Origin of the sequence: Rhizobium sp. K102 (genome assembly GCF_022385315.1) — a bacterium.
Lineage (GTDB): Bacteria > Pseudomonadota > Alphaproteobacteria > Rhizobiales > Rhizobiaceae > Rhizobium > Rhizobium croatiense.
On record NZ_CP092436.1, the window covers coordinates 1,031,051 to 1,054,881 of the forward strand.

The 23,831-nt window shown below is 61.2% G+C and carries 23 protein-coding genes, 2 pseudogenes and 1 riboswitch; of the genes and pseudogenes, 17 read left to right on the forward strand and 8 right to left on the reverse strand.

Going from position 1 to position 23,831, the window contains the following annotated elements; translation table 11 throughout:
* Positions 1–33: 33 nt before the first annotated feature.
* Both MHI61_RS10945 and MHI61_RS10950 read right to left on the reverse strand, forming a co-directional pair.
* Positions 34–1,344: an alpha/beta hydrolase gene (locus MHI61_RS10945; RefSeq protein WP_239792016.1), complete on the reverse strand. Its 1,311-nt coding sequence runs from the start codon at positions 1,342–1,344 to the stop codon at positions 34–36.
* A 159-nt stretch (positions 1,345–1,503) separates the two neighbouring features.
* Positions 1,504–3,324 (reverse strand): adenylate cyclase, encoded by a 1,821-nt coding sequence (locus MHI61_RS10950; RefSeq protein WP_239792828.1) that lies wholly within the window; start codon positions 3,322–3,324, stop codon positions 1,504–1,506.
* A 146-nt stretch (positions 3,325–3,470) separates the two neighbouring features.
* Between MHI61_RS10950 and MHI61_RS10955 the strand changes: the two genes are divergently transcribed.
* From MHI61_RS10955 to MHI61_RS10990, 8 genes and pseudogenes are all read left to right on the forward strand, one after another.
* Positions 3,471–3,728, forward strand: a complete 258-nt coding sequence (locus tag MHI61_RS10955; protein ID WP_239792017.1) for a hypothetical protein — start codon at positions 3,471–3,473, stop codon at positions 3,726–3,728.
* 248 nt (positions 3,729–3,976) lie between these two features.
* Positions 3,977–5,083, forward strand: a complete 1,107-nt coding sequence (locus tag MHI61_RS10960; protein WP_239792018.1) for an HlyD family secretion protein — start codon at positions 3,977–3,979, stop codon at positions 5,081–5,083.
* Positions 5,073–6,101 carry a DUF2955 domain-containing protein gene (locus MHI61_RS10965; protein ID WP_239792019.1) on the forward strand — a complete coding sequence of 343 codons (1,029 nt, stop codon included), beginning with the start codon at positions 5,073–5,075 and terminating at the stop codon, positions 6,099–6,101. Before MHI61_RS10960 ends, MHI61_RS10965 begins: the two co-directional genes overlap by 11 nt.
* A gap of 177 nt (positions 6,102–6,278) precedes the next feature.
* The gene (locus tag MHI61_RS10970; RefSeq protein ID WP_239792020.1) at positions 6,279–7,637 is read left to right on the forward strand and encodes a DUF3300 domain-containing protein; all 1,359 of its coding nucleotides are present in this window, start codon (positions 6,279–6,281) and stop codon (positions 7,635–7,637) included.
* A 20-nt stretch (positions 7,638–7,657) separates the two neighbouring features.
* Complete coding sequence (locus tag MHI61_RS10975; RefSeq protein WP_239792021.1) at positions 7,658–8,614, forward strand: DUF2950 domain-containing protein; 957 nt, start codon at positions 7,658–7,660, stop codon at positions 8,612–8,614.
* An 80-nt stretch (positions 8,615–8,694) separates the two neighbouring features.
* Positions 8,695–8,928, forward strand: coding sequence for a DUF2171 domain-containing protein (locus MHI61_RS10980; RefSeq protein ID WP_012557983.1), 234 nt, complete (start codon positions 8,695–8,697; stop codon positions 8,926–8,928).
* A 53-nt stretch (positions 8,929–8,981) separates the two neighbouring features.
* Positions 8,982–9,183, forward strand: a pseudogene (locus tag MHI61_RS10985) (DUF2945 domain-containing protein).
* Between the two features lie 33 nt (positions 9,184–9,216).
* On the forward strand, positions 9,217–9,402 hold the full coding sequence (locus MHI61_RS10990; protein ID WP_003564288.1) for a DUF3008 family protein: 186 nt from the start codon (positions 9,217–9,219) through the stop codon (positions 9,400–9,402).
* 17 nt (positions 9,403–9,419) lie between these two features.
* Here the strand turns inward: MHI61_RS10990 and MHI61_RS10995 are convergent, their stop codons facing one another.
* Complete coding sequence (locus tag MHI61_RS10995) at positions 9,420–10,136, reverse strand: MgtC/SapB family protein (RefSeq protein WP_239792022.1); 717 nt, start codon at positions 10,134–10,136, stop codon at positions 9,420–9,422.
* A gap of 240 nt (positions 10,137–10,376) precedes the next feature.
* Here MHI61_RS10995 and greA point away from each other — a divergent pair, with 240 nt between their 5' ends.
* Entirely contained in the window at positions 10,377–10,859 is a 483-nt protein-coding gene (gene greA, locus MHI61_RS11000; RefSeq protein WP_239792023.1) for a transcription elongation factor GreA, read from the forward strand.
* A 127-nt stretch (positions 10,860–10,986) separates the two neighbouring features.
* Positions 10,987–11,286 (forward strand): annotated as a pseudogene (locus tag MHI61_RS32795) (hypothetical protein).
* 20 nt (positions 11,287–11,306) lie between these two features.
* On the opposite strand, the gene MHI61_RS11010 reads toward MHI61_RS32795, so the two are convergent.
* A complete protein-coding gene (locus tag MHI61_RS11010) occupies positions 11,307–12,245 on the reverse strand; it encodes a LysR family transcriptional regulator ArgP (protein WP_239792025.1) in 939 nt (312 codons plus the stop codon).
* Positions 12,246–12,345: 100 nt separating this feature from the next.
* Between MHI61_RS11010 and MHI61_RS11015 the strand changes: the two genes are divergently transcribed.
* Positions 12,346–12,954, forward strand: coding sequence for a LysE/ArgO family amino acid transporter (locus MHI61_RS11015; RefSeq protein ID WP_239792026.1), 609 nt, complete (start codon positions 12,346–12,348; stop codon positions 12,952–12,954).
* Between the two features lie 145 nt (positions 12,955–13,099).
* Here the strand turns inward: MHI61_RS11015 and MHI61_RS11020 are convergent, their stop codons facing one another.
* Complete coding sequence (locus MHI61_RS11020; protein WP_064682737.1) at positions 13,100–13,309, reverse strand: hypothetical protein; 210 nt, start codon at positions 13,307–13,309, stop codon at positions 13,100–13,102.
* 71 nt (positions 13,310–13,380) lie between these two features.
* On the opposite strand from MHI61_RS11020, the gene MHI61_RS11025 reads away from it, so the two are divergent.
* Both MHI61_RS11025 and MHI61_RS11030 read left to right on the forward strand, forming a co-directional pair.
* Positions 13,381–14,322: a LysR family transcriptional regulator gene (locus tag MHI61_RS11025; RefSeq protein WP_170964940.1), complete on the forward strand. Its 942-nt coding sequence runs from the start codon at positions 13,381–13,383 to the stop codon at positions 14,320–14,322.
* A 99-nt stretch (positions 14,323–14,421) separates the two neighbouring features.
* Entirely contained in the window at positions 14,422–14,577 is a 156-nt protein-coding gene (locus MHI61_RS11030) for a hypothetical protein (protein WP_003540537.1), read from the forward strand.
* A gap of 118 nt (positions 14,578–14,695) precedes the next feature.
* On the opposite strand, the gene MHI61_RS11035 is transcribed toward MHI61_RS11030, so the two are convergent.
* Both MHI61_RS11035 and MHI61_RS11040 read right to left on the reverse strand, forming a co-directional pair.
* The gene (locus MHI61_RS11035; protein WP_239792027.1) at positions 14,696–15,043 is read right to left on the reverse strand and encodes a hypothetical protein; all 348 of its coding nucleotides are present in this window, start codon (positions 15,041–15,043) and stop codon (positions 14,696–14,698) included.
* 33 nt (positions 15,044–15,076) lie between these two features.
* Positions 15,077–16,078, reverse strand: a complete 1,002-nt coding sequence (locus MHI61_RS11040) for a glycine betaine ABC transporter substrate-binding protein (protein ID WP_239792028.1) — start codon at positions 16,076–16,078, stop codon at positions 15,077–15,079.
* A 631-nt stretch (positions 16,079–16,709) separates the two neighbouring features.
* On the opposite strand from MHI61_RS11040, the gene MHI61_RS11045 reads away from it, so the two are divergent.
* Both MHI61_RS11045 and MHI61_RS11050 read left to right on the forward strand, forming a co-directional pair.
* On the forward strand, positions 16,710–18,164 hold the full coding sequence (locus MHI61_RS11045) for a cobyric acid synthase (RefSeq protein WP_239792029.1): 1,455 nt from the start codon (positions 16,710–16,712) through the stop codon (positions 18,162–18,164).
* A 125-nt stretch (positions 18,165–18,289) separates the two neighbouring features.
* Positions 18,290–19,525, forward strand: a complete 1,236-nt coding sequence (locus MHI61_RS11050; protein ID WP_239792829.1) for an adenylate/guanylate cyclase domain-containing protein — start codon at positions 18,290–18,292, stop codon at positions 19,523–19,525.
* 4 nt (positions 19,526–19,529) lie between these two features.
* On the opposite strand, the gene MHI61_RS11055 is transcribed toward MHI61_RS11050, so the two are convergent.
* Positions 19,530–21,320, reverse strand: a complete 1,791-nt coding sequence (locus MHI61_RS11055) for a chloride channel protein (protein ID WP_239792030.1) — start codon at positions 21,318–21,320, stop codon at positions 19,530–19,532.
* Between the two features lie 251 nt (positions 21,321–21,571).
* Positions 21,572–21,968, forward strand: a riboswitch (cobalamin riboswitch).
* Positions 21,969–22,253: 285 nt separating this feature from the next.
* On the opposite strand from MHI61_RS11055, the gene cobU reads away from it, so the two are divergent.
* The gene (gene cobU / locus MHI61_RS11060) at positions 22,254–22,778 is read left to right on the forward strand and encodes a bifunctional adenosylcobinamide kinase/adenosylcobinamide-phosphate guanylyltransferase (RefSeq protein ID WP_239792031.1); all 525 of its coding nucleotides are present in this window, start codon (positions 22,254–22,256) and stop codon (positions 22,776–22,778) included.
* Between the two features lie 6 nt (positions 22,779–22,784).
* Entirely contained in the window at positions 22,785–23,831 is a 1,047-nt protein-coding gene (gene cobW, locus MHI61_RS11065; RefSeq protein ID WP_239792032.1) for a cobalamin biosynthesis protein CobW, read from the forward strand.

A 23,831-nucleotide genomic window follows, 5' to 3' on the forward strand; every position in this document is an offset into this window, starting at 1 on the left:
CTTTATGAACCTGTCAGTTTGCCGATTCCTGAGTCATTGCCTGCACGACTCCTTCGATCGGCCCGCGGCAGTGCAGTCGGGCGCTCGTGGCAGCGTACCCACAGGGCCTGTGAGGCCGCTCACCTGGCCGGCGTAATTAGCTCTGGTATCGGCATCGACGACGGCGACCGGGGCGGCAAGGATCAGGCCGGCGGCGCTGCCCGCGGCGGCCGCCGTGCTCGTCGTTGCGGCAAGGATCTTGTCCCCAAGCCCGACTTTGCTGTCAGTCAGCGTTTGGCCGTCGGAAATCCGCGCCCCGATCAGCTGAACGACCTCGGGTGATTCCGCGAATTTTCCGTGGTTCAGCCTGTCGCCCGCCTTGACCTTGGTGAGGTCGATTACTGTGATCTGGCTATCTGCCAGTTCCTTCTTGAAGGGGGCCTGCTCGGGATCGATGGCGCCGAGTCTGGCGACGTCGCCCCATACCCTACGGGATACCGCGAGCGCGCGGTCGTCTCGCGAAACGAACAAGGTGAACTTCGGATGCCGCTTGCCCATGTCGACGATCTGCTGGCGGAAGACATCGACATCCACATCGGGCGAGGCCAGCATCACGTTTTCGAATTTGTCGGGAAGGCGACCGTTGCGGATCGCCATCTGGCGAAGCGCTTCCAGCGCCAGCCAGTTTCCCATGGAATGTGCCAGGATCGAGACTTCCTTCACGTCTGGGTCTTTGGCGAGATATTGGAAGAGAGTCTCCAAGGCGTTTCGCGTGTAGTTGGTGCTCTCCCTGTCATATCCATATGCCAGCAGACTGCCGCGTGACGGCCATGTCACCAACACAGGCGCACTATGGACGCCGGAATCCTTGACGATCTGGGCGAAGCGATAGACGGAATCTTCGAAACGGTTGTTGAAGCCATGGATGAATACCAGCACGCTGCGGTCGCGGCTCTTCCTGACAGAGGCGCTTAGCCATTTCTTGGCGTCGTCGCGGGTGATCTCCTCGGCTTTCAAGGTTGCGAAGTCCGTTGCCGGGTTGGATGGAAGCCTTCTCGGCCAGGCGACTTCGCCGATCTTGCGGACGTTCGCTGGGGGAATGGATACGGTGATGTCGGCAAAGGCCGGGGCGAGTGCGCGTTCGCCCGTGAACATCTCGCCTTCTATCGTGGAGCGGCTGCGCGTCGTGGTCACGAGCATGTCGACTTTGGTGGCGTTCGGCGCGCTGTCGGCAACGGGGATGAGCACATTCTTCGGGTGGCCGCCACATCCGGCTAATGCGCAGAGCAGCAGGAGAGCCGAGATCCATTTCAGACCTGGGGAAGGGCTTGGTCGAATTCGGCCATCGTGACATTTTGTGCTCACTGCTGTTCCTCATCGCCCTGTCAAATTCGGGGGCCCTGTCAAGTTCGTGCAGGCCTCGACGCCGCACGCCGCAGCGGTCGAAGTCGGCACTGGTGAGACTATGCGAAGATGTGATGGCTTGCCCGTATGATCGGGTATGTTACGGTCGCGGAGACAGTATCAGCGAGGTTGAAGGTCAGAGGTGGCGGCGTTCGACGCTATTGCATCGGGATCTGGCACCGTCATCTCCGCCTTGCGAAGCCCTTCAATCAGACGATCGCGATCTTCAGGCTGCATGTTGCGCATCGCGAGTTCCGTTACAATGTTCGGCAGGAAGTCAGGTCGCATGCTGACGAACAGTTCTCCTTCCCGGCGGGCGTCGTCCATCATACCAGCCTCCGCGTAGATGATGGCGGCGACAACATGAAAAAGAGGGAACTTCTGCATGTTCGCCTGCCTGATCTCCAGCACGGCGGTCTGGTTGTCGCGGAGCATGTAGGCGGCCAGGGCTCGCGTCCCGTGGTAGAAGCCGCCGCTGCCCGGATTGAGGGCGATGGCCTGGTCCAGGAGGGTTGCTCCGCGCTGCCATTGTCCGCCGATCGCCAGCCGGGTTCCGAACTCGCCCATCAGTTCGGTGTCGTTGGGGTTCGTGGCGAGCGCCTGCTCGCCCACACGAAGTGATTCAGCGAGCTGCCTGTCGAAGAACAGCGCCGTCATCAGCGCTTGAAGTCCGCGCGTGTTGCTTGGATCGATCTGGGTTGCGCGCCTGGCGGCGTCGAGCGCACGCTGTATGGCTGAATCCTGGCCTGGTGTCGGATTGAACTTGTACCGGTCCTCATCGAGATAGACGATCGACAGCATTGCCCAGGCAGTCGCGTAGCTCGGAAACCGCGCGACCGCAGCCTCGAGGCAATTCCGGACGCGCGCATGCGCTTCGGCGCTCAGTTCCGAACGATAGGCATAGAAGCGCAACGTGCACTCGTACGCGCCGAGGTCGTCCGGCGGCGGACCGGCGGCGTCGATCTGTGCCATGACCCCGTAGGGCTGGGCGATGGCGGTCGCGACCTTTCTGGCGACATCCGTCTGGATCGCAAACAGGTCTCCCGATGCGAGATCATTGTCATAGTTCTCCGACCAGAGGATTTCGCCGTCCGACGTATCGAGCAACCTGGCCGTCACACGAAGACGCTTGCCCGACGCCCGTACCCCACCGGCAAGGAGATAGCGTGCGCCGAATTCGGCCCGGATCTCCGATGCACCCACATCCGAGGGAAGGGACTTGGAAGTTTCGCGGCCGAAGACCTTGATCTCCTTGAACCGTGGCAGGATGGTCATCAGTTCTTCGGTCAGGCCGGCCGTGTAGAGCTGCGCCTCCGGCCCTTCGCCGAGGTTGGCAAACGGGGCCACCACGAGGGCCGGCCGATCGGGCGACAGGCTTGCAACGCGAGCGAGCGACGGAGCGGGAGACCGCGCCCCGATCCAATAGAGCGAAATCGCCACCGCCGCGAGGGTAGCGGCACCCGGCAACAAGATCCGCCGTGCGCGCCGCCAGCGTCCGGGGCGGACCTCTGAGGGCGATGTTTCTCCAGCGTCTTCGTCGCCAATGTCGACTGACGCCGGATAGGACCAGGCGAAGGTTGGAACATAGCCGCCTTTGGGAATGTCGATCCTGACGGGGTCATGCTGCCCAGCGACGAGATAATAGCGCTCGAGCGACCGCCGCAGCCGTCCGGCCTCGATCCTAACCACCGGATCGTCCTGCGTGAAGCCGGGATCCCGGCCGAACACCTCGATCGCGATCGAATAGGCTTTGATCCGGTTGCCCCGACCTTCGAGGGTTTCCGAGACGACATAGCGGAGAAACGCTGCCGCGCGACCGCCCCCTGGAAATTCAGGGCTGGAGACGACACGTTCTAGTTGCTCGCTGATATCGTCGGCTTGAGGCGCCGTCCTTGACAAAATGGGTGCAGCAGACCCCTCTGCCTGTATCGATGTCTGCATGTCTGTCCCCAATCCCCCGTGGAGTCACGTCACTGCCAGACCGTATGTTACGGTAACATACTCCACGAACCGATCGTCGTCCATGAAGATCGGGATCTGGCACACGTTGCAGTGGCGACGTCTCGAATGCCGGTAAGGAGTGGACTATGGACGAAGGCGTGACCGCAGTCCGTCGGCAGTTTCCAGCCAGGATCACGGCGATCGACGATCTCTCTGCCCGCAGTGAGGACTTTCGGGAAATCTGCAGGGACTTTGCCGACGCCCAATCGGCGCTGCAGAAATGGAACGTCTCAACCGATCGGAAACGGAACCAGCGCGTCGTCGAATACCAGGAGCTGATCGCCGAACTCTCCAAGGAGATAGAGGGCGCGCTTGACGCCTCGGTACCGCCAACCGCTCGCTGATACGTGCGACTAAAGCGCGTCGCAACCTTTGAGGTTCGCTCTTCGCGCTTTAGGTCTTTATTTCTACGCATGTCGTTATCGCAAAACCGCTGCACACTTTTGCGCGACATGCTTTAGGCAAGCCATCGCGAGGCGTATGTTACGGTTACCTACTTGCGTTCCATCGCCCGGTAACGACCATCGCGACAAACGTCCGGCGCTGAAACTTTGCGCTTCCACGAAACGAAACGCATCCGAAGGGTATTGCCGTGGTTTCCGAAAACTTGGACGAGCCTGCCATTTCCCCAGCGCCTCGGAATCCACTCCGCAGGATAGCCCTCATCGTCGTCCTTCTGGCGCTCGTCCTCTTCGTCCTCTCCATCTTCATGGAGCGGCGCACGCCATCGACCTCGCAAGCCCAGGTCCAGGCCTATATCGTCGGCATCGCGCCCGAAGTCACCGGCCGGGTCGTGGAAGTTGGCGTCGCCGACAACTCGCGCGTCGAGGCCGATCAGGTTCTCTTTCGTATCGATCCCGAGCGCTACGAGCTCGCGGTCAATGAGGCCGAGGCGAGCCTTGCAAGTGTCGGCCAGTCAATGGGCGCGTCAACGGCTGCTGTCGATGCGGCGCAAGCGAAGCTCGTAACGGCCCAGGTCGATCGGGACAATCTTCGCGAACAATCTGCGCGCGCCGAAGAGCTGCAAAAGAGGGGCGTGTACTCCAAGGCGAGGGCTGATTCAACCAAGTCGGCTTTCGGTCAGTCAGAGGCGGCCGTCACCGGTGCTGAGGCCGAGCTGGCCAAGGCCAAGGAGCAGCTCGGGCCGAGCGGAAACGACAATCCGCAGCTCCGGGCAGCTCTAGCAGCGCTCGAAAAGGCACGACTCGATCTGCTGCGGACCACCGTTCAGGCACCCTCGGCCGGGGTCGTGACCAACCTCCAACTTACAACCGGTAAGGTCGTGTCGGCTGGACAGTCAGCCATGACCTTTATCGATGTCGGAACGATCTGGATTACCGCCGCCTTCAAGGAGAACAGCCTCGAGAAGGTAGCAGTCGGCAACCGGGCGGAAGTCCTTTTCGACGCGCTTCCCGGTCGGGTGTTTCCGGCGCAAGTCGAGAGCGTTGGTTTCGGCGTATCGCAGGGCAGCACGGACCCGAACACCGGATTGCCGACGATCCGGAGTGACAGCGGCTGGGTCCAGGAGCCGCAGCGGTTTCCAGTCCGCCTCATCATCGAGGAGGCTGAGCGGCCCAAGGGCGGCGTGCGCTACGGCTCGCAGGCGACCGTCGTCATCTACACCGGCGACAACCCGGTCACCAATGCCTGGGGATCGCTCTGGATCCGCATCATGTCGGTGCTGACCTATGTCCGCTGAGAGGAGCCCTGCGGTCGAGGAGCAGAAACGCAAGGGGTTACGGGTTGCGTTCGCGGTCTCCATCGGCTTCACGCTCGCAGTCCATGCCGGGGCCATCGTGCCCTTCCTCGGCCCGCTCTTTGCCGCCCAGTTTCTGCTCGGCAGCTCGCGCCCCATGCCGCTTGGCAAGACCATCGGCGCGGCGATGATCATCCTGATCGCCGGGATGGCGATGATGGTTCTGACCAACGTGCTCGGCGACCGTCCGGCGCCGTTCCTTCTGATCCTGGGGCTGACCTATTTTGCGTGCTTCGCCGCACAGTCGACGGGAAAGGGAGGGCCGGCGGTCTTTCTCGTGCTCGTCGTTTCGATCATCGTGCCTCTGCTCGGTATCGTGAACAAGGAACTCGCCAATTCCATCCTGTCCATCCTGGTGGCCGGGGTGTTGTCAGGCACAGTTCTGATGTGGCTCGCCCATGCGGTCTTTCCCGAACCGCTCTCCCGGGAGGTCGAGGCAGTGGCGATCGATGAGCGCCCGCCGGCCTTGCTTCGGGCGCTGGCAAACACGGTCATCCTTCTTGGCTCCGTCGTGATCTGCCTGACGAGCGACAACCTGACCGCTGCGGCGGTCATTCCGATCACCGTGGCGTCGCTGCTCGGGCAGCTCGACGTTGGCGCGAGCGCGCGGGCGGCGATGGGGCTCGTGCTCGTCAATCTGTTCGGCGGCGTGCTCGCCTCCATTGCCTATGCCGCACTGTCGCTGCGCCCGAATCTGCTCTCGATCTTCCTCATCGTTCTCGTCGTCGTCCTCCTGCTCGGAGGGCGCGCAGCCGCCCGGTCAAAGGACGCGCCGGTTTTTGCCGGCGCCCTGACGACCTTCCTGATCCTCTTCGGCCTCGGGGTCTCACCGCTGCCGGGGAGTGCTGCAGAATCCTTCGCCACCCGCATCGTCTATGTCGCGGCAGCCTTGATCTACGCGCTGCTATTTGCCGCCATCCTCTGGCCGCGGACCAGCAGCGCGAGGAGGATATCAGCATGACGCATGCTCTCGGAGAGCGCCTCACCCGAGGACGTCGGCTGTCTCCCAAAGGCACAAAAGACGGCTGTGCCGATGTTTTCGCTATCAATTCTGCTCTACTGGGAAGAATATAAGCATAAGCGAAAATACAATAGTCGACAGCCTGCACACCATGTCTGACCGCAAGGGGGATTTGAGATGGCTAAACCTCACTCATTGTTACTCGCCACGGGCTTGTTCCTGCCTTTTGCAGGGTTCCCATTTTCGCCACATCTGACTCTGACTGCCGCGGCGCAGGAGCCGGCCGCTTCCGGTCCCGTCGCGGACGAAGACGCCGCGCCGGCGCCGCTGAGCGAAGACGAACTCGAAATATTGGTGGCGCGGATCGCGCTTTATCCGGACGAACTGGTCGCGCTCGTTACCTCGGCGTCGCTCTATCCGCTGCAGGTCGTGGAAGCGGCCCGGTTCCTCGAAACCTTGAAGAAGCAGCCCGGGCTGAAGCCGAAGACGACGTGGGACGGCAGCATCGTATCGCTGCTGAATTATCCGCAGATCGTGACGATGATGAGCGAGGACCTGGACTGGACGCAGTCTCTCGGAGAGGCGCTCTCCTACCAGCAGAAGGACGTTCTGATCGCCATACAGCAACTGCGCGACAAGGCGGTTGCCGACGGCATCATCAAGACTGACGACAAGATCAAGGTCAGCCAGGAGAACGACAACGTCGTGATCATCTCCGCCAGTCCTGAGAAGATCTACGTTCCGCAATACGCGCCGGAAATGCTGTATGAGCCGAACTATGTGGCCGAGCCCATCGGCTACTATTCCGAGCCGTATCCGAACTACTACTATCCGACCGCCACCTTTTTCGCGGGCGTGGTGACGGGAGCGGTGTGGGCCGCCGCCGTCGACTGGAACCGCTGGGGCGTATGGGGCGGGCGCTGGAACGGCAATGTCGATATCGATTGCAACAACTGTTTGAACAACATCAACGGCAAGGTGAATATCAACGACCTCGACTGGAAGAACGTCGACCGCAGCAAGATCGGCTTCGACAGCGCGCAGTTCAACAAGATCGACCGTAATTCCTTCCGGACCAGTATCGAGGCGAACGCCGGCAACAGGGTCGGAGCAAGAGGCAACGACCGAGCAAACACAGTCCGCGATCAGCCGGGCAAAGTCAGTGTCAACGATGTCCGCAAGAGCAAGATCGATGCGGACAGGGTCAATGCCGCTCGCAACAAGGCAGGCAATCCAGGAGCGGCTTCCGGGGAGGGAAAGGCGGCGCAGGCAGCCCAGAACCGCCGGCCCGACGCAAGGACACCGAACAGAGCAGCCGAAAATGCACCGCCCGGGGTCAACGCCAAACGCCCGGTCGCAAAGCCGAAACCTGCGGCCCGGGTCGACAGCCGGCCGAGAAAGCCGTCGGCGCTCGGTCAGGTCGACAGCGGCAGGCGCGCTCAGATGCAGTCCAGCCGAGGCAGCCAGGCCATGGCCGCCGGCAATCGCGGTGGTGGCGGGGGAGAAATGCGCCGCGGCGGTGGCCGTCGCCGGTGACCGGAAGAAGGAGGAACGTCATGACAAAGTCAGTCAGAAACATGCTTCTGGGTTCGGTATTCGCCCTTGCGGCTCTCGCCACCGATCCGGATTTGATGTCTGCAGCAGAGCCATCCGATGCAACCGTCATCTCGGGCTTCGCTTCGCAGAGCGATCCGCCCTTATTCGAGACGCCGGAACAGGCCGTCGACGCCTTTAAAGCGGCGCTCGCAGCTGATGATTTCGACAAGTTTGCTGCACTGCTCGGAATTGATGCAGCGAAAGCGAAGGCGGGCGAAGGGGTGATGGACACCTATGCACAAATCCGGGACGGCACACAGAAGAAGATCGTCGTGAAGGATGTCGATGGCCGCAAGATCATCGAGATCGGCGACAAATTATGGCCTCTGCCATTTCCGATCGTGAAAGGCGACGATGGCAAATGGTGCTTCGACACCTTCGCCGGCTTCGAGGAGATCATCGAGCGCCGCGTCGGCGAGAACGAATTGCAGACCATCGACACGATGCGGGCCTATGTCGACGCCCAGAAGGAATATTCCTTCGCCGATCACGACGATGACGGCGTGCTGGAATATGCCCAGAAACTGATCAGCAGCGACGGCAAAACCGACGGTCTCTATTGGTCGCCTGATCTGGGCGAGGGCGATAGCCCGGCGGGCAACGCCCTCGAAGACAATGCAGCGCTTGACAAGGCGAAAGCCGGGGAGGGCTATTACGGCTACCGCTACAGGATCATCGACAGTCAGGGGCCGAACATCGCGGGCGGAGAGTTCAATTATGTGATCAACGGCAACATGATCGCAGGATTTGCCCTGATCGCCTGGCCGATCCGATATGGCGAAACCGGCGTGCACACTTTCGCAGTAAACGCGAACGGTACGGTTTACCAGGCCAATCTCGGCCGGGAGACCGAGAAAATAGCAGCCGGCATCAGGACATTCAACCCGGACGACAACTGGGAGGTGACGGCCGATTGAACACGCTGAGCGTGTTTGGAACCAAGTCCGCTCCACGTCGTTGCCGCTTCGTAGCTGACAATGACGCAAAGGAGGAAACGATGATTTCTGCAGACCAGATCCGAGAACATATGGAAGTGCGGGCCGCCGACGGCACCCATATGGGGACGGTCGATCATCTCGATGGTCCCACCCGCATCAAGCTGACGAAGACCGACTCGGAAGACGGCAAGCACCACCTGATCCCGATCGATTGGGTCGATCACGTCGACGCGCATGTTCACCTGTCGAAGAACGCCAGGGATGTCCGCAGCCAGTGGGCCACCATCAACTGACGAGCGGTCGGCTGCGGCTTTTGCCGCAGCCTTCTCGCCGCAACGGAAGCCATATGTCTAAGCAATTGAAAAAGGCGACGAAGGTGGGATACCGCCAGGGAAAGACCGAGAGCAAAGTGGTCAAGAAGCAGAGAACCCGACGAAGATAAAGGGCCACGAGTGAAGGCGGCGGCGGCGGAGCCGCAATATATCGTCGAAAGCGATAAATCGGGAAAGCGAGCTGCGCACGGGCCAGACGAACTCAGGAAGCGTTGAGGGCCTCACCCCAAAGCAGAAGGAGGTTTCAATATGCCAGCCAAGTCCAAGGCCCAGCAGAAGGCGGCAGGCGCCGCACTCTCGGCCAAGCGCGGCGAGACGCCCAAGAAGGAACTGAAGGGCGCTTCGAAACAGATGGTCGAGTCCATGAGCGAAAAGCAACTGGAGGAATTCGCCTCGACCAAGAGAAAGGGCAAGCCCGAGCACGCCTCCAAATAGGAAGGCCGTCCGGGGTCTCAGTTCGTCGTCGATTGCATCGAGAAACCCGCGACATCATGGCCAGAAAGTGCGTTCAAAATCGCCCGGGATGACGCCTCGCGGTCATTTGCCATCCATCGGAGCTCGAACGTCACGCCTGTTCGGCCATCGCTCGTCGGCCCATATGCAACAAAGAGGGCACGGCATCCCAAGGGGTTCAGCACCGCCGACAAGTCGGGTACATCGACTTCGGAGCTGTGGATGACGAGCGTCGCCTTGCGTTCGCAGGTCAGCCAGGCGTCTAGCTTCTTCATCGGCGACAGGACGATGAAGGCCACAACCGTCGCCACCGTTCCGGTGACAATCTGGCCACCGCCGAAGCAGAGGCCGACCACCGTCATGAACCACAGGGTCGCCGCCGTGGTGACGCCGGTCATCATGTCGCCGCGCCTGAGGATCGCTCCGCCGCCGAGGAAGCCAACGCCCGTCAGGACGCCGAGAGGGAAGCGCAGCACGTCCATCTGCGTGAAGTAGCTGAAGGTTTTTCCGTATGTCGACAGAAGGAGATTGGCCTGGATCATTGCCAGGCAGGCGGCAAGCGCCACGAGGATCGTCGTCCTGAAGCCGGCTGCATGGCCGCCGCGCTCGCGATCGAAGCCGATAAGGCCGCCGGCGATCAGCGTCAGTGCGATTCGCGCGGCGATATCCCACCAGCTCGGTGTCAGCGGCATGCTATCCGTCAGGAACGAAGGCATGTTTTGCTCCAGTCCTTGTCGCAGGCATTTCGCCGTTCGCCGGCCATTCGATCCTCCTGTGCGTTATGCGGCGATAAACGCTATGCGCGGCAGGACGTTCCCGATGTCGTGGCAGGGAAAGCGGCTACCGATGGGTAAGATTGGCGGTTCGTCCGCAGTCGGTGTATGTATAGTCTCAGAATAGGGGGCGCAGGCGCCCTGTTAGTGATCGGCGCACTGCGCCTGACATGGAGTTCTTGATTGGCCGTTGCCTTCACCAAAGAAGAGAGTTTCGAAACCGCGTCGGAAACCCTATTGCCCGACCGTCCGGTTTCGCCGCACCCGAATCTCGTTACGGAAGCGGGGCTGAAGGCTCTCGAACTGCAGTTCCAGCAGGCGCGTGAGGCCTATGATGCAGCGAGCACCATTGAAGATGTGAATGAACGGCGCCGGCAGACTGCCAATCCTTTACGTGATCTTCGCTACTTAGCGGCAAGACTTCGCACAGCCCAGCTGATGCCTGACCCTACGTCAGCCGATGTGGTTGTCTTCGGCAGCACGGTGACCTTCCGCCGTGACGATGGGCGCGTGCAAACTTATCGGATCGTCGGAGAGGACGAGGCAGAGCCAAAGGCTGGATCGATTTCCTACGTCTCGCCGGTGGCGCGGCTTTTGATGGGCAAGGCTACCGGCGATACCGTGGAGGTGGGTGGCCAGGAGCTGAAGATCATCGCCATCGCATAGAGACGGTGCAGAAGACGCCACCGGGGAGGCGGAGCCAACCTTCGTCATAACTAGTACTGTCGGGTACTTTATTTATGGAGCCTTTACCACCCGCGGCTTAGAAGGTGACATTCCATCATCGAAAGTCATGTTCATGGTCAGCGGAATTTCCAGTTCTGCATCCACCGTTTTGAGTTCAGCCGCTTCAACCCCGTCTTCCAGTTCGTCGGATGACCTTGCCTCTCTCGAAGCGCAGCTTGCCGAAAAGTAGGGGCTCTGTCGCAGACACATGACGAGCAAGAGAAGGCGACAATCGAGAAATCGATCGAGACGCTGGAAGCGAAGATCGCCCGCTGCCGAAGCTCCGGGAGAATTCTCCGGCGAGAGCGAGCGCATCGGCACGAAGAATTTCGATGAAACTAGCGAATTCGGCAGCCGTACGGCTTAAAGTGTGATCGAGATATTTTCTCAGGCGCGATCAAACGCCGGGGGATCGGTTTTCGATCTGTCTTTTCCGAGATTGCGCCCTGCCACGCTGATGACTTCGCGCGTCAGCTCCGCCAGTCGATCGGCGGCAAAGCGGTTTATCTGCCAGAACAAGGGAACATCAAGGGGGGTGTCGGCAATCAGTTCGACCAGTCGTCCCGACGCCAGATGCTCGCGGGTCAGTTGAGTCGGGTTCATTCCCCATCCCATGCCTGACAGGGTTGCCTCGACAAAGCTTTGCGGCGAGGGGAGCCAATGGGTGGGATAGTCGAGATCGCGTCCGAAGGTCTGGCGGACCCACGTGCTCTGCAGCCTGTCCTTCTGGCTGAAGGTCAGAGCCGGGGCATTGCGGATCGCCTCGGCGGTCACACCCTGCGGAAAGTTACGGGCGACGAAGTCGGGCGTTGCCGTCGCATGATAGCGCAGAACGCCAAGCGCGAAACGCCGGCAACCCCTTATCGGCTTTTCCAGGCTGGTGACGGCCGCGATCACACGGCCGCGCTGCAGCCATTCGGCGGTGTGATCCTGATCGTCGACGGCGATATTCAACAGATAGGAGGAGTTTCTGGCGAAGGTCGACATCGCTTCCACGAACCAGGTCCCGAGACTATCGGCATTGGTGGCGATCTGAAGCGTCACCCTCTGGCGCGGTTCATCGGGATCAACGAGCGCGGGCAGATGGCCGAAGAGCTCGGCTTCGAGCATGCCGACATTCTCCATATGGCGGCACAACCATTCTCCCTTTTCGGTTGCCGTGCACGGCGTGCCTCTCACGACGAGCACAACGCCGAGACGCTCCTCGAGCTGCTTGACGCGCTGCGAAATGGCCGAGGGGGTGACGTTCAACACGGTCGCGGCACGTTCGAAGCTGCCTGTCTGGACAACGGTCGCAACGGCACGGAGGGCGGGGTAGTCAAGCATGGATTAGCACTGCTTAATTGAAGTTAGGTAGATTAATTAGCCTAATTGTCGTTACCGCGCTAGCGAAGTCTGGTCGAAGCGAAAGGCGTTTGCAGAAGCGATGAATTTTTCAATCTATTTTACCGGCCTGATGATGGGCCTCAGCCTGATTGTCGCGATCGGCGCTCAGAATGCATTCATTCTCCGCCAGGGCCTGCGCAACGAGCATGTCTTTGCCGTCTGCCTTGCATGCGCGCTGTCCGACGCCGTGCTGATCGTGCTCGGCGTCACCAGCCTGCAGCAGATTGCGAGGCTCATGCCCTGGCTCGATCCGGTCATGCGTTACGGAGGAGCCGCGTTTCTCGCCTGGTATGGAGCAAAAAGCCTCTATTCCGCCTTGCGGTCGAACGTCGCTCTCGCGGCGGCCGAGGCCAAAACGGCAAGCTTCAGGCAGACGCTTGCGACCTGCCTTGCGCTCACCTGGCTCAATCCGCACGTCTATCTCGACACGGTGGTGCTGCTCGGCACGATCTCGACGCGTTATCCGGGGCAGCAGGCTTCCTTTGCCGCAGGCGCCGTGACCGGTTCCTTCCTGTTCTTCTTTTCCCTCGGATATGGCGCGACCTGGCTGCGGCCGATCTTCTCGAAGCCATCGGCCTGGCGGATGCTGGAAACACTGGTCGCCGCGACCATGTGGATCATCGCCTTCAAGCTCATGGGCGGAATGTGATCGCTGTTCGACGGAACGAGCATCCGAGGTCACGACATCTCTGCGTCCGGGTCAGGTCAATGGGGCGGAAAGCTTTTGACGGCGGGTGTTTCCGACAGCTGTCGTGACCTTGGCGCCAAGATCCGAAAATCTTCGGCTGCGCACATTATGCGCGCGATTCCACGATCCTCAGGTGGCGATTCGGCCGAGCGGCTACCCTCGGTAAAGGCAACTCCTCACGCTGGCAATCGGCCAGCAGGTGCGATGGGAATCGTTTCAATTCCCGGAGGGCATGTTCGTGGTTTGCATCTCTGCGCCGGCGCGACTTGAATGCGGAAAGAGTTTGTAGGATATTCCAGGTGCTTGCTTGCGCCATGTCGAGCCTCCTTTGCTGTATCAGTTCCGATACACAGACTATGGGGAGCGATTGACATTCAATCAAACCAAATGATATTGGGTTATAAATCAGAAAAATTGAAAGATGCGACGATGAGCCTCCCCTTTCGCCGTCCCATTCCTTTGCTTGACAACGATGTGCTGCGCACTTTCGTCGCCATCGCCGAAACGGGCAATTTTTCCACCGCCGCCGAGGCCGTCTTCCGCACGCCGTCGGCAGTCTCCATGCAGATCAAGAAGCTCGAGGAACAGCTCGGCGCGACGCTGTTTTTGCGTGACGCCCGCTCGGTGACGCTGACGCGTCATGGCGAGATGCTGCTTTCTTACGCCCGCAACATTCTGGCGCTGTCGAACGAAGCGGTATCGCGCTTCATCATGCCGGAACTGACCGGTGTCGTGAGACTCGGTGCCCCGGAGGATATCGGCGAGCGGCTGCTGCCGAGAATTCTGAAGAGCTTTGCCGAAAGCTATCCCGGCATCATGGTCGACGTGACGATCGATATGAGCGTTGGCCTCAAGAAGCGCATGGAGGAGCAGCGGCTCGACCTGGCGCTGATCAACTGCGCCACGCGGCCGTTCCCGACCGGCGGCGAGGTGGTGTTCCGCGAGCGGCTGGTCTGGGCCGGCGCCCGTTGCGGTTCGGCGCATCGCCGCGATCCTCTGCCGATTTCGATCTGGGAGGACGGCTGCATCTGGCGCCAGGAGGCGCTCTCCCAACTCGAACGCAACAAGCGGCCTTATCGCGTCGCCTATCTCAGCGGTCACACGATGGCCCAGCGTGCCGCCGTGCTTTCCGATCTCGCCATCGCGCCGCTGCCGCTTTCCTATGTTAGCGAGGACATGGCGATCCTCGGACTGCAGGAAGGGCTGCCGGAGCTCGGCTCCTTCGATATCCGGCTGCTGACCGCCGCGCAGGTGTCAGGCCCGATCGAGACGGTGGCCGACAGCATCCGCGGCGCTTTTGCCGAAAGAGCGAAGGCTGTTGCCGCCTGAAGATGCCTTTCAAGCGTTGAACCTTTTGTTCCCTTGTGCGTTATCGGCGCGAACGGCATAAGTGCCGTTCGGGGTTGATTTCAAACAAGGATATTCGAAATGACGACAACGGCCAAAATTGCCGCAGCCTTGATGGTTCTTCTTGCTCTTTCCTCCTGCGGCAACACGATCCGCGGCATAGGTAAGGACACGGCAAACACAGTGAATGCCACCCAGGATGCCGGCCGCTCGGTTGATCGCGCTGCGAAGAAGTGATCAGTCGGTAGGTTTGCCAGCGTGATAGCCCTGAGGCTTAAAACCGGACCACTCTGGTGAGTGGCCGGGACCGGGCCGGGGTCCGGACCGTCCTAATGGACGGCCGGGAGATCACCTTTCAGGTGACCGGGGGATATGCCTTTTCGAGGCCGCCGGATCGGCCGAGACCGGTCCGGAAGGCTTGGTAGGCGGGATGCTGACTTGAGCGGGCCGTTTCCATCAGCCGTATCTGCAGCCTATCCGGTGCCTGGGTCCCGAGCCACAATCCAAGATTTTCTAGCTTCAGCGAGTTCAGGAAAGGGGATTCTGCGGCAAGGTCGAGATGGCGTCGAAGACCGGCGAGAAGGTTATCGTCCTGTGCGGCGTTTTCCATGAGCAGGGCCAGATAGGACTTATCGGCTTCTGACAGCGCGGCGAGCTTTTCCGCGACGGTATCGCGGTCGGGGAAGGGAACGTTGGCTGTCATTCGAATCGTCCGGTCGTTGGTCGTCTACCGCGGTTATAAGCTCGCCTTGACCTTCTCGGCGATATCGGCCGGCACCCATTTCGTCCAAAGGTTCTCGTAATTGCGCAGGAAGTGGATCGCGGCATCCTCGTTGCTTTCGCGGTTTTCGTCTTGCCAGGCGAGCACCTGGTTGATTGTCGCGTTGTCCCATTTGCGCGTCTTGAGATACGCGGTAACGTGCCCGGCGCGGGTGGCGAAGGATCTGGTCATCAGTGTGAAAGCGCGGGAGACCGGGTAGGAATTGAGCTGGGGCCTGGTGCAGCCGGCAACGGCGGTGCAGCCGTCCCATTCGCTTTTGTTATGGCCGACGCCGAAGCTCAGGCGCGTCATGTCGTATTTGCCGAGGATGGCGGTCGGCGCCCAGTAGTAGCCGAGCCAGCCGACCTTGTTCTCGAAGGCGCGGGCGATCGACGCGTCGAGCCGCTCGGGACTGCCGGTCTCGACGAGTTCGAAGCCCTTCTTGTCCGCGGCCAGCGCCCTGAAAAGGTTGGTGGTCGATATGTGGCAGCTCCAGTCGGCCGGGCAATTGTAGATTGCACCCTTGGATGGATCGTCTTCGGCTGGAAAAAGCTCGGGATGTTTTAGCGCGTCCTCGACAGAGCGGATGTCGGGATTGGCGTCGGCGATGAATTTCGGGATGAACCAGCCTTCGACGGCGCCGTCGGCGAGGATCTCGGCGCCTTGCACCAGCCGGCCGGTTTTGACGGCCTGATCGAGCAGGGCCCTGACGGAATTGATCCAATATTCCGAGGCGATGTCGGGCGTGCCTTTTTCATTCATCGAGGCGAAGGTCGGCAATGTGTCGCCGGCGACGATGGTGACAGAGCAGCCATAGCCCTTTTCCAGAATGATCTTGTCGAAATTTGCCGCGATGCCGGCCGAGGCCCATCTCATCTCAGCGATCGACACCTGGCCGCAATCGCTGGCGGCGACCGGCGCAGCAATGAAAAAAGCCGCGGCAAAGACGGCCGAAATCAGAAGCGTCTTCATCGTCATTCCCCGAATTTTCTTTGCTCGGACGCGCCGCTGGGTCCCCCAAAAATTATCTGCAAAGCTTTGCTGCGCCCGAAAGGAGGATGCCTGCCGGGCGGTGCCGCAACAGGCCTTCCTGTTCACGGGCGCCGTTCATCCTTGCGGCTTCGGCGGCGGGTCGCAGGTCATGTTCAACAATGGGGCATTTTGATCAAGCCTACGCGTTCGCCCGCAGAAATCAACCGCATTCTGCTCATGGTTGCGCGACTAAATGCTTGAATTCGAAGAATTTATGTCGATGGCCCGAAATTGGCGCCGCCGATGGACTAGCGATCACCGAAGGGTTTTCGGAAGAAAATTCGCCTGGACTGCTGAAAAAAGTCAAAATTAACATTTGCGTAAGCCTTCAATAACTCTCCGGTAAGAATGTGCCGTTATCAGTGAGGTCGCAGCCGAACAACCGCTGCTTCTCCGGTCAGGTAGAGCGTACCGGAGAAAGCGAGCTTCGCCGTGTAGGGGCGAAGACGCCTGAGTTTTCGGCAAACCGCGCAGAGCCAAGGCCATGCGCGGTTTTCGCGTTTTTGCGGGGTCATGCCAAGTCTTGACCCGAGATCGGCGGCCGTTGTAGGCCTCGCCTCAACGAAAGGCGACGGCCATGGCAAGAGCGATCATGCTGCAGGGAACCGGCTCGGATGTCGGCAAGACGGTGCTGGTCGCGGGTCTCTGTCGGCTGGCGGCCAATCGCGGACTGACGGTGCGGCCGTTCAAGCCTCAGAACATGTCGAACAATGCGGCGGTTGCCGACGACGGCGGCGAGATCGGCCGGGCGCAATGGCTGCAGTCGCTCGCCGCCCGCACGCCGTCCTCGGTGCATATGAATCCGGTTCTGCTTAAGCCGCAATCGGAAAACGGCAGTCAGATCATCGTGCAGGGCAGCGTGTTCGGACAGGCGAAGGGGCGGGATTATCAGCTGCTGAAGCCGCGACTGCTCGGCGCCGTGCTCGAGAGCTTCGAAACAGTGGCTGCCAGTGCCGACCTCGTCGTCGTCGAAGGCGCCGGCTCGCCGGCTGAAATCAATCTCAGAGCCGGCGATATCGCCAATATGGGCTTTGCGACGAAGGCGGGCGTGCCCGTCGTGCTGGTCGGCGATATCGACCGCGGTGGCGTCATCGCCTCGCTTGTCGGCACGCATGCGATCCTCGACGACGCCGACCGGGCGATGATCTCGGGCTATATCGTCAACAAGTTCCGCGGCGATGTTTCGTTGTTTGACGACGGCATCCGCGCCATCCAAGACTTCACCGGCTGGCCCTGCTTCGGCATCGTGCCGTGGCTGCCGGATGCCGCGCGCCTGCCGGCCGAAGATTCGGTCGTGCTCGAACGACTGGTGAGGAGCGGGACGCGGGCGCTGAAAATCGCCGTGCCGATGCTGCCGCGCATTGCCAATTTCGACGATCTCGATCCGTTGAGAGCGGAGCCGGATGTCGAACTTGTTTTCGTGCGATCAGGTGAGCGGCTGCCTGTCGATGCGAGCCTGGTCATTCTTCCCGGCTCGAAATCGACGATTTCGGATCTCGCCGATCTCAGGCTTCAAGGCTGGGACCGCGATCTTGCGGCGCATGTCCGGCGCGGTGGCCGGGTGATCGGCATTTGCGGCGGCTACCAGATGCTCGGTCGCACGGTACGCGATCCGCTCGGCATAGAAGGCGGGACGATCGAGGCGGCGGGGCTTGCGCTGCTCGACGTCGAGACCGAGATGGCGCCTGAGAAGACCGTGCGCAACAGCCAGGCCCATTCGACAGAATACGACCTATCGCTCGCCGGCTACCAGATCCATCTCGGCGTCACCCGCGGCCCGGATTGTGTCCGGCCGTCGGCGATTGTCGACGGCGTGCCCGACGGAGCGCTGTCGGCCGACGGGCGGATCATGGGCACCTATCTGCATGGGCTCTTCGGCAGCGACGCCTACCGCGCCCGGCTGCTTCAGAGCTTCGGCCTATCTGGCGAGCGGCGGAATTACCGCGACAGCGTCGAGCAGGCGCTCGACGAGATCGCCGGGGAATTGGAACGTCACCTCGATCCGCACTGGCTGGCGGGGCTGCTCGGTTAGCCGCAGCGGTGCGGCCGAATTGCGTATTACTTTCACTCGACCGGGAGTAGCATCGCGACAGGAAGCAGGCTAATGAATGGGCAGCGCGCGATGTCGCTCTTTCATCGCCTGTCCGGCGATTTGGGCTGCGGGCCTCGACGGTCGGAAAGCTTCCTTCAGGTTGTCGCCCCCATTCGGAGATTGAAAAAATTAACGATCATATTCAGTGGCTTATCGACCAGGGGATCACCTGTGAGCATATTGGCGACCTCGTCGCCGGTCTGTGCGACCGGCTGATTGCGGCCGGCGTTCCGATCTGGCGCGCGAGCATCAGAATGCCTTCCCTCCATCCCATGTATCGCGGCGTCGCCGCCAATTTCGAGCGGGGCGGTGCAATCGTTCTCGAGAATGCGGAGCATGGCAGCGAGACGGAACGCAGCTTCGAGATGACGCCGATCTTTCACCTTTTGAGCCGCGGCGAAAAAACCGGGCGATGGAACCTGGCGAAAGGCGAGGGGCTCCAGTATGCCGAGCTTAACGAATTCGCGCTTGCCGGCGGCACGGATCACGTCATTAGCATTTTCGAATTCCCGAAGGAGGTCGCGCTACGCGGACTGGGCTTTTCGCTCACCAGCGATGCGCCAGGCGGATTTCCCGACGACCAGCTGGCGATCATCCAAGAGCTGTTGCCGGCTCTCGGGTTGGCCGCCTACCGTGTCGCGGTTTCGAAGACCGCGACCGAAATCCTTGCGGTCTATACCGGCGCCAGAACGAGTGCGCGTATCCTTGCAGGCGAAACCCGCAGGGGAATGGGTGGCTCCATCGATGCCGCCATCCTGATTGCCGACCTGCGCAATTTCACGGCGCTGACCGAAGTATACCAGCCTGCGGAGATCGTCGGGTTTCTCAACGAGCATTTCGAGCTGATCGACCGGCATGTCGAGGAAAATTCCGGCGAGATCCTCAAGTTCATGGGCGACAGCGTGCTGGCGATCTTTCCGACAGAAGCCGAGGACCCGCAAAAGGCCTGCAAGGCGGCATTGGCTTCGGCCCAGAATCTGCTGAATGCAAACGAAGAGCTCAATCGCGAGCGCACGCGCCACGGGGGCCCGGATATCGGCATCGATGTCGTCTTGCATCTCGGCGAGGTTTTCTACGGAAATGTCGGCGCTCACGGCAGGCTGGACTTCACGGTGATCGGCAGAGCCGTCAACGAGGCTTCGCGGCTGGAAAAGCTGTGCGGGATGCTTGAGCAGCACCTGCTGCTGTCGGAGAGTTTCGCGGCGACCTGTGCCGTGCCCTGTGACTATCTCGGGTCTTTCGAGCTGCGCGGCGTTTCGAAGAGAGCCGACGTCTTCAGGCTTGCCGGCGCCGCCTCATAGGCGCTCATATCTCGCCCGATACCTCGCGGCGGCGGCGATCGAGTTCTTCGCTGTAGCGGCGCAGCGTGTGGCTTTCGCTGAGCTGGCCGACCACCTTGCGCTCGATCAGATTGTTGACGACGGCGAGCGCTTCGCTTTCGCTCTTGTCGAAGATCGCCGCTGCCTGCCTGGCGTTCATCTGCGGCTGCAGGAAATCATTGCGGTAGCGCACGAAATCGGCAAGCGTCTGGCTCTCGTCCTGGACATCGGTCGGATTGGCGTAAATTTCGGGCACCAGCACGAGCCCGGCATATTTGTCGTTCTCCTCGACGAGAATGACACGCTGGGTCGAGCCGATCGGGAAGGCCCTCTTGAACTCCTCCAAGGAGATGCCCGCCTTTGCGGTCTTGATGTCGGCGCGCATCAGCTTGTTCACCGTCAGGTTGCGGATCCAGCCGACGTCGTGGGCGCTGCGGATGCTTTCGCCGCGCAGATGGAAGCGCCATGTGGCGAAGGAATAGCCGAAGGTCGAGCGCACGACGAGCGAGGAGGTGATAACGGCGGCAAGCACCAGCGCAGTGATCGGAAAATCGCCGGTGATCTCGAGCGCCAGGAAGGTCATCGTCAGCGGTCCGCCAATGACAGCGACGGCGAGCGAACTCATCCCGACCACGGCATAGATGACCGGCGTCAGCGTGGCATCGGCGAAATAGGGACCGCAATAGGCAAAGAGCTTGCCGAGCAGGGCGCCCATGAACAGCGAGGCGAAAAACAGGCCGCCCCTGAAGCCGAAACCGATCGAAATTGCCGAGGCCAGCGATTTCAGCAGAAAGAGGCTGATCAGGGCCGGGATCGTCACGTCGCGGGAAAGGTTGAGGTGCAGTGCGCCGTGACCGGCCGATAGCACCTGCGGCGAGATCATCGCGAGAAGTCCGACGATGATGCCGCCGAGCGCCGGGCGAAAGGGCGGGGCGATCGAGCTTTTGCGCGCAAGCTCCTCGACGAAGGCCACGCCCTGCATGAGAAGAATGCCAACGCCGGCGCAGAAGACACCGAGCAGCAGCGCCGGGACATAATCGGCCGGCACGACCGAGCCGAAGCTGCCGATATCGATGGTGAAATCGCCTTCGGCAAGCAATCTCGCGATGAGGGTGGAAACGAGGGCGGAGACGACGACCGGGGTCAGTGACACGATCGTATAGGTGCCGATGATCAGCTCGAAGGCGTAGAAGGCGCCTGTCAACGGCGCGTTGAAGGCGGCGGCGATGGCGCCGGCCGCGCCGCAGCCGACGAGAATGCGCAGGTCCGAGCGGCGCAGCTGCAGCTTCAGGCCGAACTTGGAGGCAATGCCGGCAGCAAGCTGGGTATAGCCCGCCTCCAGGCCGACGGAGGCGCCGAAGCCGTTGGATATCAGGTTCTGCACGGCGACGATGATGCTGTCGGTCAGGGAGAGACGGCCACCATGCAGCGCATTTGCCTCGATGGGATCGACCATCGGCTTCTTGCGCCGTTTGGCGAGCACCAGGAGCAGCATGCCGAGCAGAACGCCGCCGACGACCGGCGCGGTGAGCAGCAGCATCTTGTCCTCGATGACCGACGCGCTCAGCCTTTCCGTGTCGGCGATGCCGAAGACCAGCTGGTGCAGCTCGTTGGAAGCGTAGCTCATGCCGGTGACGGCAAGCCCCGAGGCGATGCCGACGACGGCGCCTGCCAGCGACAGGCCGACTTCACTGCGGCGGGTCAGCGCGCGCAACCGTCCCGGGTCGAAGAAAACACGCAGCGCGCGGAAACGGCGCCGATCCAATTTCATAAGCATGGCTAGACAACTAGGCGGGGAGAGGCCCGGTCAAGGGCGGCGGTGCTGTCCGCTTGCGATGCAATTGCGGCGAAAAGCCGGCGCGCGGGACAAATTTTTATGACGTAAGTCTCTGATTAAAGACGATGTTTTGGTAGAGTAAGTCGTGTTGTTGGAGGCTTCCTGTCCCCCGGCCGTCGCCTCGGTCGTCAACGCCGGTTGACTCTATGCTCTGGCTTGCCTAACCATCCCTCAACGGATGGTCGCTTGACCATCCTGACATAACGGATGGTTCCGGATCGGCAGTTGCCCTTCCGGATGAAAAGGGAATGTGACGGGGCGGACCCAAGTCGGGCGCCTTCATCACAGCCGACCCCGCGACTGTAGAGCGGTCAGGGTCTTCCATCCGGCATCGAGCCCTTCCGGCCGGCGGCCTGCAATCGTGCAGGCAGGGGGACGGGCGACGTGCCGGAAAAGCCACTGGAAATGTATGGTGATAAACCGGGGTCGGACGCCTCTATTTCTACGAATCGTCCACCTTTTCACCGATGCAACCGGGAAGGCGAGGCGGATCCGCTGGCACGATCAGGGGCGACCGGTTTTCCGGTCCGCCCCGATCGCGGCCGATAACCGCGAGCCAGGAGACCTGCCTTCCGTGCCGGGCGAAAAGCCCACCCTGGGTAAGAGACCCGCTGCCAGCACGGAGGTTGTTTTGGCTGAACGAATGAATTCGGCGCGGCCTGGTGTGGCGCATATGGGAGGCATTTTCCTCTCCTCCCTCATTCCTGTGCTCGTCACAGGAATCCAGTGCGCCCAAGTCCTTGGGCGCGGGAAAATCTTTGCAAAGTTGCATGAAGTCATTCACGGCGCGGAGGCGCCGCGGCTGGATTCCTGTGACGAGCACCGGAATGAGGGTGGGTGGGAGGCAGTATCCCGTCAAAGGGCCGTCTGCGCATGACTACCGCTCTCTCCAATACCATTTTCATCCTCGGCGGCGCACGCTCCGGCAAATCCCGGTTTGCCGAAAACCTCGTCGTCGCAACCGGCCTCGATCGTCACTACCTCGCGACCGGCCGGGCGTGGGACGAAGAGATGCAGGCGCGCATTGAGCAGCACAGGGCCGACCGCGGCCCGTCGTGGACGACGCATGAGGAGCCGCTCGACCTTGTTGGCAAGCTCGCCGCCATCGACGGCGACGGCCGTATCGTGCTGGTCGACTGCCTGACGCTCTGGGTCACCAACCTGATGATGGAAGAGCGCGACATGGCAGCGGAATTTGCAGGGCTCGTCGATTTCGTGGGGCAAGAAAAGGCGCGGCTGGTCTTTGTCTCCAACGAGGTCGGGCTCGGCATCGTGCCGGACAATCGCATGGCGCGGGATTTTCGCGATCATGCCGGCCGATTGCACCAGATGATCGCGGCGAAAGCCGCCGAAGTCTATTTCATCGCGGCAGGCCTGCCGCTGAAAATGAAGGGTTAAAGTTTCATGAACCAGAAGATTCCCGCAACCGTCATCACCGGCTTTCTCGGTGCCGGCAAGACGACGATGATCCGCAACCTGCTCACCAATGCCGGCGGCAAAAAAATCGCGCTCATCATCAACGAGTTCGGCGATCTCGGCGTCGATGGCGACGTGCTGAAGGGCTGCGGCGCCGAAAATTGCAGCGAGGACGATATTATCGAGCTGACCAATGGCTGCATCTGCTGCACCGTCGCCGACGATTTCATTCCGACGATGACAAAGCTCTTGGAACGTGAACAGCGGCCCGACCATATCGTCATCGAAACCTCGGGCCTCGCCTTGCCGCAGCCGCTGGTGGCCGCCTTCAACTGGCCTGACATCCGCACCCAGGTGACCGTCGACGGCGTCATCACGGTGGTCGACAGCGCTGCTGTCGCTGCCGGCCGGTTTGCCGACGATCATGATGCCGTCGAGGCGGCCCGTGGCGAGGATGAATCGCTCGATCACGAAAGCCCGATCGAGGAGCTGTTCGAGGATCAGCTGACCTGCGCCGATCTGATCGTGCTCAACAAGACCGACCTGATCGATGTGGCCGGCCTCGGCCGCGTGCGCGACGAGGTCGCTTCCCGCACCCAGCGCAAGCCCGTGATGATCGAGGCGAAAAACGGCGAGGTGCCGGCCGGCATCCTGCTCGGCCTCGGTATCGGCACGGAGAATGATCTGGCCAACCGCAAGTCGCACCACGAGCTGGAGCATGAGGACGGTGCGCCGCACGACCACGACGAGTTCGACAGCTTCGTCGTCGAGCTCGGCCCGATCGTCGATGTTGCCGGCTTCGTCGAACGGCTGAAGACGATCATCGCTGCCCACGACGTGTTGCGTCTCAAGGGCTTTGTCGACGTTTCCGGGAAGCCGATGCGCCTGCAGCTTCAGGCGGTCGGCAGCCGCATCGATCACTATTTCGATCGTGCCTGGGCAGCCGGTGAAAGGCGCGCCACGCGCCTCGTCGTCATCGGCCTGCATGAGATGGATGAGGACGTCGTGAGAACGGCGATTGAGGCGCTGGCTTAA

Coding starts and splice junctions, on each gene's coding strand:
- MHI61_RS10950 (WP_239792828.1), bottom strand. CDS start 3,324: ATGCAGACATCGATACAGGCAGAGGGGTCTGCTGCACCCATTTTGTCA.
- MHI61_RS10955 (WP_239792017.1), top strand. CDS start 3,471: ATGGACGAAGGCGTGACCGCAGTCCGTCGGCAGTTTCCAGCCAGGATC.
- MHI61_RS10965 (WP_239792019.1), top strand. CDS start 5,073: ATGTCCGCTGAGAGGAGCCCTGCGGTCGAGGAGCAGAAACGCAAGGGG.
- MHI61_RS10970 (WP_239792020.1), top strand. CDS start 6,279: ATGGCTAAACCTCACTCATTGTTACTCGCCACGGGCTTGTTCCTGCCT.
- MHI61_RS10975 (WP_239792021.1), top strand. CDS start 7,658: ATGACAAAGTCAGTCAGAAACATGCTTCTGGGTTCGGTATTCGCCCTT.
- MHI61_RS10980 (WP_012557983.1), top strand. CDS start 8,695: ATGATTTCTGCAGACCAGATCCGAGAACATATGGAAGTGCGGGCCGCC.
- MHI61_RS10990 (WP_003564288.1), top strand. CDS start 9,217: ATGCCAGCCAAGTCCAAGGCCCAGCAGAAGGCGGCAGGCGCCGCACTC.
- MHI61_RS10995 (WP_239792022.1), bottom strand. CDS start 10,136: ATGCCTTCGTTCCTGACGGATAGCATGCCGCTGACACCGAGCTGGTGG.
- MHI61_RS11010 (WP_239792025.1), bottom strand. CDS start 12,245: ATGCTTGACTACCCCGCCCTCCGTGCCGTTGCGACCGTTGTCCAGACA.
- MHI61_RS11015 (WP_239792026.1), top strand. CDS start 12,346: ATGAATTTTTCAATCTATTTTACCGGCCTGATGATGGGCCTCAGCCTG.
- MHI61_RS11020 (WP_064682737.1), bottom strand. CDS start 13,309: ATGGCGCAAGCAAGCACCTGGAATATCCTACAAACTCTTTCCGCATTC.
- MHI61_RS11025 (WP_170964940.1), top strand. CDS start 13,381: ATGATATTGGGTTATAAATCAGAAAAATTGAAAGATGCGACGATGAGC.
- MHI61_RS11030 (WP_003540537.1), top strand. CDS start 14,422: ATGACGACAACGGCCAAAATTGCCGCAGCCTTGATGGTTCTTCTTGCT.
- MHI61_RS11035 (WP_239792027.1), bottom strand. CDS start 15,043: ATGACAGCCAACGTTCCCTTCCCCGACCGCGATACCGTCGCGGAAAAG.
- MHI61_RS11040 (WP_239792028.1), bottom strand. CDS start 16,078: ATGACGATGAAGACGCTTCTGATTTCGGCCGTCTTTGCCGCGGCTTTT.
- MHI61_RS11045 (WP_239792029.1), top strand. CDS start 16,710: ATGGCAAGAGCGATCATGCTGCAGGGAACCGGCTCGGATGTCGGCAAG.
- MHI61_RS11055 (WP_239792030.1), bottom strand. CDS start 21,320: ATGCTTATGAAATTGGATCGGCGCCGTTTCCGCGCGCTGCGTGTTTTC.
- cobU (WP_239792031.1), top strand. CDS start 22,254: ATGACTACCGCTCTCTCCAATACCATTTTCATCCTCGGCGGCGCACGC.
- cobW (WP_239792032.1), top strand. CDS start 22,785: ATGAACCAGAAGATTCCCGCAACCGTCATCACCGGCTTTCTCGGTGCC.